This is a genomic window from Microbispora sp. NPDC049633 (assembly GCF_040675265.1).
In the GTDB taxonomy this organism is placed as follows: domain Bacteria; phylum Actinomycetota; class Actinomycetes; order Streptosporangiales; family Streptosporangiaceae; genus Microbispora; species Microbispora maris.
The window spans coordinates 1-5902 of sequence record NZ_JBFAOO010000308.1; the positions used below are offsets into that span (position 1 = coordinate 1).

6 protein-coding genes and 1 pseudogene are annotated in these 5902 nt (G+C 73.7%); 2 read left to right on the plus strand and 5 right to left on the minus strand.

Annotated elements, in window-relative coordinates; all coding sequences use genetic code 11:
• The 4 genes from AB0J39_RS37640 to AB0J39_RS37655 form a co-directional block, all read right to left on the minus strand.
• The coding region (locus AB0J39_RS37640; protein WP_363473705.1) for a DUF998 domain-containing protein at nt 1-285 on the minus strand (285 nt) is incomplete at its 3' end.
• A 98-nt stretch (nt 286-383) separates the two neighbouring features.
• Nucleotides 384-1637 carry a HAMP domain-containing sensor histidine kinase gene (locus AB0J39_RS37645; protein WP_363473708.1) on the minus strand — a complete coding sequence of 418 codons (1254 nt, stop codon included), beginning with the start codon at nt 1635-1637 and terminating at the stop codon, nt 384-386.
• A 76-nt stretch (nt 1638-1713) separates the two neighbouring features.
• The gene (locus tag AB0J39_RS37650; RefSeq protein ID WP_363473709.1) at nt 1714-2373 is read right to left on the minus strand and encodes a TetR/AcrR family transcriptional regulator; all 660 of its coding nucleotides are present in this window, start codon (nt 2371-2373) and stop codon (nt 1714-1716) included.
• Nucleotides 2374-2541: 168 nt separating this feature from the next.
• On the minus strand, nt 2542-2949 hold the full coding sequence (locus tag AB0J39_RS37655) for a nuclear transport factor 2 family protein (protein ID WP_363473711.1): 408 nt from the start codon (nt 2947-2949) through the stop codon (nt 2542-2544).
• A gap of 131 nt (nt 2950-3080) precedes the next feature.
• Here AB0J39_RS37655 and AB0J39_RS37660 point away from each other — a divergent pair, with 131 nt between their 5' ends.
• Together AB0J39_RS37660 and AB0J39_RS37665 are read left to right on the plus strand one after the other, a co-directional pair.
• The gene (locus AB0J39_RS37660; RefSeq protein WP_363473712.1) at nt 3081-3677 is read left to right on the plus strand and encodes a TetR family transcriptional regulator; all 597 of its coding nucleotides are present in this window, start codon (nt 3081-3083) and stop codon (nt 3675-3677) included.
• A gap of 183 nt (nt 3678-3860) precedes the next feature.
• Nucleotides 3861-4715, plus strand: a complete 855-nt coding sequence (locus tag AB0J39_RS37665; protein WP_363473714.1) for a pentapeptide repeat-containing protein — start codon at nt 3861-3863, stop codon at nt 4713-4715.
• On the opposite strand, the pseudogene AB0J39_RS37670 reads toward AB0J39_RS37665, so the two are convergent.
• Nucleotides 4621-5902 (minus strand): annotated as a pseudogene (locus AB0J39_RS37670) (hypothetical protein); the annotation flags it as partial. The gene AB0J39_RS37665 and the pseudogene AB0J39_RS37670 sit on opposite strands and share 95 nt — an antisense overlap.

Consider the following 5902-nt stretch of genomic DNA (forward strand, 5'->3'; position numbering starts at 1 on the left):
CCAGCCGCGTCCGGCGGCCCGGCGCAGGCCCGCGGCGAAGGCGATGGTCATCGCCCCGGCCAGGACGAGGTTCGTGATGTGGATCCAGCCGAGGTCGCCGTTGGCGAGCAGGCTCCAGGCGTGCCGGGTCAGGTCGAATCCGTCCCGGGTGAGGGCCTCGGTGAGCGACACACCGACGTAGATCGGGCCGGCGATCACGCCGTACCCCAGCAGGCTGCGGGTGACGGCGTTGCGGCGGTCGCAGGCGCGGGACGGGGTGACGGCGTGAGCGGTGGCGGTGGTCATGGGTGGTCGTCCCTCCGGGCGGGGGCCGGTCCCTCACCGGCCCTTCACCCACTCCTCGAACGGGACGAGCCCGGATCGACACCTCTCCCGGATTTCTTTCAAGATTTTTCTCGGGGCTCCGATGCGGACGGGGCGCCGCCGATCGCGTTCCGGCGCATGAGCGGCAGCCGCAGGACGAACCGCGCGCCGCGGGGGGAGTCCTCGACGCGCAGGGTGCCTCGATGGGCCCGGGCGATGTCGCGGGAGATCGCAAGACCCAGCCCGGTGCCGCCGGCGTCCCTGCGCCGCCCCTCGTCCAGCCGGGTGAACCGGTCGAAGACCCGCTCGCGGTCGGCGGGTGCGATGCCGTTCCCGTCGTCGGTAACCGCCACGACCGCCTGGCCGTCGGCGGACCCGACCCGGACCGTGACGCCGGTGGCCGCGTGCCTGCGGGCGTTGCTCAGCAGATTGCTGACCACCCGGACCAGTTGCACCCGTGAGCCGTGCACCCACACGTCCCCGGTCATGTGGACCTGCACGGGCGTACGGCCGGGATGTGCCTCCACCTCCTCGGTCACCAGCGCGCCGAGGTCGATCGGCTCGTGCGGCGCGGGCCGGCCGGCCCGCAGCCCGGCCACGGCCAGCACATCCTGCACGATCGCCTCCAGGCGGCCGGTGGCCGACAGCGCCCCCCGGATGGCGTCGCGGGGGGCGACGTCGTCGGGGTAGAGCAGCGCTTCCTCCAGCTGCACCCGCAGCCCGGCGATCGGCGTCCTGAGCTCGTGGGAGGTGATGGAGGCGAGCCGGAACTGCTGCTCCACCGGGCGCAGCGTCCGGCCCGTGATCCACCATGTCAGCAGGCCGCCGAGCAGGACGACGAGGAGCGCGGCCGCCGCGATGAGGTATTCGAGGCGGTGTGTCGCCAGGAGGGGCGGCTCGGACGTGCCCGCGTAGACGACGGGGGCGTCGGGGGCCGTCGACACCCGGTCGGCCATGAGCAGGACGCACCGTTCGCCCGGCCCGCACTCGACGCGCCGCTGGAGCCGGTTGCCCGGCCCGGGCCTGAAAGTGCTCAGAGGCGGTCGTCCGGTCGCGGCGGGACTGGCGTCCACGACCCTGCCCCGCGCGTCCACCAGCTGGACCAGGTCGACGGAACCCGAGACGGGGCCCGAGACGGATGCGGTGGGCAGCGTGCCGTTGCGCACCTGCGCGCTCCACAGGGCGGCGACCTGCTCGGCGTCGAACAACACCCGGTCTTCGACGCCGTAGCGGATCGCCAGGTCGAGGCTCACGCCGCCCAGGGCCGCGAACAGCAGGAACAGCACCGCCACGGCTGTCGTGTAGCGCTTCTGGATCGAGCGCAGGAACGGCATCGGCCTCACCACTCTCCTGCCGCACCCGTGGACGGTCGGTACCACGAAGGACTGGACGATTTCGTCCACTTTGGGGTTAGTTGTCCGGTTGTGTCAAATTGGCGACAGGGATCCTGACGTGGGCTTTCACGTGGTCCAGCGCCATGTCGAGGGCGACCGCCAGGGGCCGTTCGTCCCGCATGGTCTCGGCGAGCAGGTAACCACCCTGCAGGGCGGCGATGACCGCGACGGCGAGTTCCCGGGGATCGGCGCCGGGGTCGAGCTCACCGCTTTCCCGCATCCGGGCCAGGCCGTCGGCGAGCAGGCCCTGCCAGGTGTCGAAGACGGCCGCCAGGGAGCGGCGGGCGTCGTCGTGCCGGCAGGCGAGCTCGTTGGCCAGTGAGCCGATGGGGCACCTGTAGGGCTCGCCGCGCTCCCGGCGGCTCGTCACCAGCCAGTCGCGCCATCGTTCGAGATCCCGCATCGAGCGCACCTGGTCGAGCTGCGGCTTCTGCGAGGAGACCATGCGATGCTCCCGTATCGCGATCACCTCGGCGATCAGGGCTTCCTTGTCCGGGAAGTAGTGATAGAGCTGCGACTTGCTGATGCCGCAGGCGTCCACCACCTGATCGAGGGTCGTCGCCGCGACCCCTTGCCTGAACATGAGGTCGGAGGTGGTGGCGACGATGCGGTCGCGAGTGGCCGCGCCACGTGCGGTGAGCCGCGGGGGATCCTTCCTCGGCCCTCGATCGGCCATGCGACAACCCCACCTTCGGGCACGCGGCCCCGCTGGAGATAAGCCCCGATAATATCCGACATACCACCATAAACTGGACGAAATCGTCCAGCCGGTTCGGGTCGTCCGCAGTGCTCCGTCCGGCGGCCGGCCGCGCCGGGGACCGGCCGCCGGACGGGGAGCGCCGGATCAGGCGGCGTACGCCTCGCTGATCGCGTGGCTGTCCTCGTGCATGCGATAGCCGGTGATCCTGCCGTCGGCGACGGTGAAGTGCAGGGCGAACTCGTTCAGGAACGACCTGCCGGTCGACAGCACGCCGAAGCGGCTGCGGCCGGTCGTCACCGCGTGCGCGCCGTCGACGAGGGTGGTGTCGATCGTGAACTCCTCGGGGGCGAGTTCGGTGGCGAGCACCGTGAAGAACTCGGCGATCTCGTCCTTGCCGGAGCGGGCCCCGGTCCAGGGCACCTTCGGGTCACCGGGGACGAGGAAGTCCACCCGGTCGGCGAACAGGTCGAGCAGGCCGGGCAGGTCGCCGGCGGCGAAGCGGGCGAAGAAGGCGTCGACGACCTCGTGGGTGGTCCGGGATGTGGCGGTCATGCCCTTTTCCGATCTGTCGTGGTGGCGTGGAGCGCGGCCGGCCGGCGAAAATCTCCAACTGATCGGTTGGAGTATGGCAGGCGCCCGCCACAAAACCAACTGGACGGTTGGAATTGTGTAGGCTGCCGGTCATGGCATGGGACACCGCCAGGACCAGACGGCTGCTGCTGGAGGCGGCGGTCGAGGAGTTCGCCGAGCACGGCCCGCAGGGCGCGCGGGTGGACCGCGTCGCCGCCCGCGCGGGGGTGAACAAGGAACGCATCTACCAGTACTTCGGCGGCAAGCGGCAGCTGTTCACCGCCGTCCTGGAGGCCGAGCTGGCCAAGGTGGCCGCCGCGGTCCCCCTCACCGGCGAGCAGATGGCCGACCTGGGCGAGTACGCCGGGCGGGTGTTCGACTACCACTGCGCCCACCCGCACTTCCTGCGCCTGCTCGCCTGGGAGGGACTGGAGGACGGCCGGGCCGAGGTGGCCGCGCAAGACGAGCGGGCCGCCCACTACGCGGGCAAGGTCGCCGCCTTCGCCGCCGCGCGCGACGACGGGCTCCTCACCGGCGAGGTCGAGCCCGCGCACCTGGTCTACGCGGTGTACGCGCTGGCGACCTGGTGGTTCACCGCTCCCCAGGTCGTACGGATGATCATGGCGGGTGTCCGGGGAGACAGCCTGACGGAGCGGCGGGCCGGGCTGGTCCGGATGGTCGGCCGCCTGACCGCCTCCGGGAGCGCCTGAACCGGTGACGGCGGTCCGGCGTCCGGCGCTCGGCGGGTGGGATACGTTTCTAGCTGGGCGCAGGGCCGGCGAGCGGCCGATCGCCCGCGAAACACGAGGAGATCAGGCACGTTGCCCGACACGCACGACCCCGCAGGCACCGGCACGGACGCCCCGGCGGGCCCCGGCGGCAGGCGGCCCGGCCTGCGGGCCGACTGCGCGAACTGCTTCGGGCTGTGCTGCGTCGCGCTGCCCTTCGCCGCCTCGGCCGACTTCGCGATCACCAAGGACGCCGGGAGGCCGTGCCCCAACCTGCGGGACGACTTCCGCTGCGGCATCCACGCCCGGCTGCGCGACAGCGGCTTCCCCGGCTGCACCGTCTACGACTGCTTCGGCGCCGGGCAGAAGGTCTCGCAGATCACCTTCGGGCGCAGCTGGCGGGACGAACCACGGACCGCGGCCCGGATGTTCGAGGTCTTCCCGGTCATGCGGCACCTGCACGAGCTGTTGTGGTACCTCGACGAGGCGCTGTCCCTGCCGGCGGCCCGCCCGATCCACGCCGAGCTGCGCGGCGCGTTCGAGGAGACCGAGCGCCTGACGACGGGCACCCCCGACGACCTGCTGGGCGTGGACGTCGCCGCCCACCGCGAGAAGGTCAACGTGCTGCTGCTGCGGACGAGCGAGCTGGTGCGGGCGTCGGCCGGGGGCCGCGCTCCCGACCGCAGGGGAGCCGATCTCATCGGCGCCCGGCTGAGGAAGGCCGACCTGCGCGGAGCCAACCTGAGGGGCGCCTACCTCATCGGGGCGGACCTGCGCGGCGCCGACCTGCGCTGGGCGGACCTCATCGGGGCGGACCTGCGCGGCGCCGATCTCGGCGGAGCCGACCTCACCGGGAGTGTCTTCCTCACCCAGGTCCAGCTGAACGCGGCCAAGGGGGACGAGGCCACCAAGCTGCCCCCGGGCCTCATCCGGCCGTCGCACTGGTCGGGCCCTGCGGCCCGTCCGACCGCGGCGGCGGGCCGGGCGCCCGCGCGCCGGCCGCTCCGCCGCCGCCGCTGAGGCAAGCGTCCCCGCTCGTCCCGGAACCGAGGGCGGCGGTGAGGTCGTCCAGCTGCGCCGCCACCGGGCCGAGCGTCAGCACGCCACTGCCCGCCCCGGCCAGTTCACCCGCCGCGGGCAGCAGCGCGGCGTACGCGCGTTCCATCGTCGTGCGGTCGCCGAGCGTGAGGGCCGCCCGGGCGGTCAGGCACCACAGGGCCTCCGTCAGCAGATCGGGCGGCGGTTCGGGAAGTGCGCGCAGCGCCGCCGCGGCCTCCGTCCGGCGGCCGCGCGCCAGCAGCACCAGAGGCCGGGTCCATGGCGCGTACGGCCCCCAATCGGCATGTTCGCCGTCCGGTGCGGGCTGCGCGTGCCGCAGGCGCAGGCACAGCAGCGCGAGCGGCAGCAGGCCGCGCTCCATGCCGGGCATGCCGGCGCCGTCCAGCCGCGTGGCGGCCTCCCGGTAGGCGGCCTCGACCTCCTCCACCGGCGCCCGCCCGGTCGCGTCCAGGCGCAGCGCCCGGTACCACCCGGTGAACACCCCCACCAGGGGCCGCTCGTGCCGTACGGCCAGGCTCTCGGCGGCGGCGGCGTGCGCGTCGGCGGCCGGGAAGTCCGCGAGGGCCGACCGGGCCTGCATCCGGATGAGGTGCCCGAGCACCTCGAAGGTGACCAGGCCGTGCCGGGCGGACAGGTCCACCAGTTCGGCGCCGATCCCGTCGCGGCGGGCGGCCAGGCCCGTGCTTTGGAAGGTCTGCATGAACACGCCGCTCAGCGCGAACGCCAGCGACGCGGGGTCGTTCAGGCGGCGGGCGATCTCCTCGGCCTGCCGCGCCGCCGCCCGCGGCCCGGGGCCGGAGCGGGCGCCGCGCGACTCCAGCGCGATCGTCGCCAGCAGCCGGGCGCGGGCCGCCGCGTGACCGTATGCCTCGTGGTCGGGGGCCTCGTGGTCGGGGGCCTCACGCTGGGGGGACAGGGCGGCCAGTGTGCGCCCGGCCGCCGCCACGATCCGCGCCGCCTGCCCGGGGTCGTCGGAGCGGGTCCAGATGGCCGGGACGTCGAAGGCGCCGATCACCCGGGCGGTCAGCTCCGGGTCGCCCAGCTCCTCGGCCGCCTCGACGGCGGCCACGCGGTGCTCGCGGGCCGCCCGCAGACCGCGGCCCCCGGTCACGGCGAGATCGCGCAGCAGCCCGGCCGTCGACTCCAGG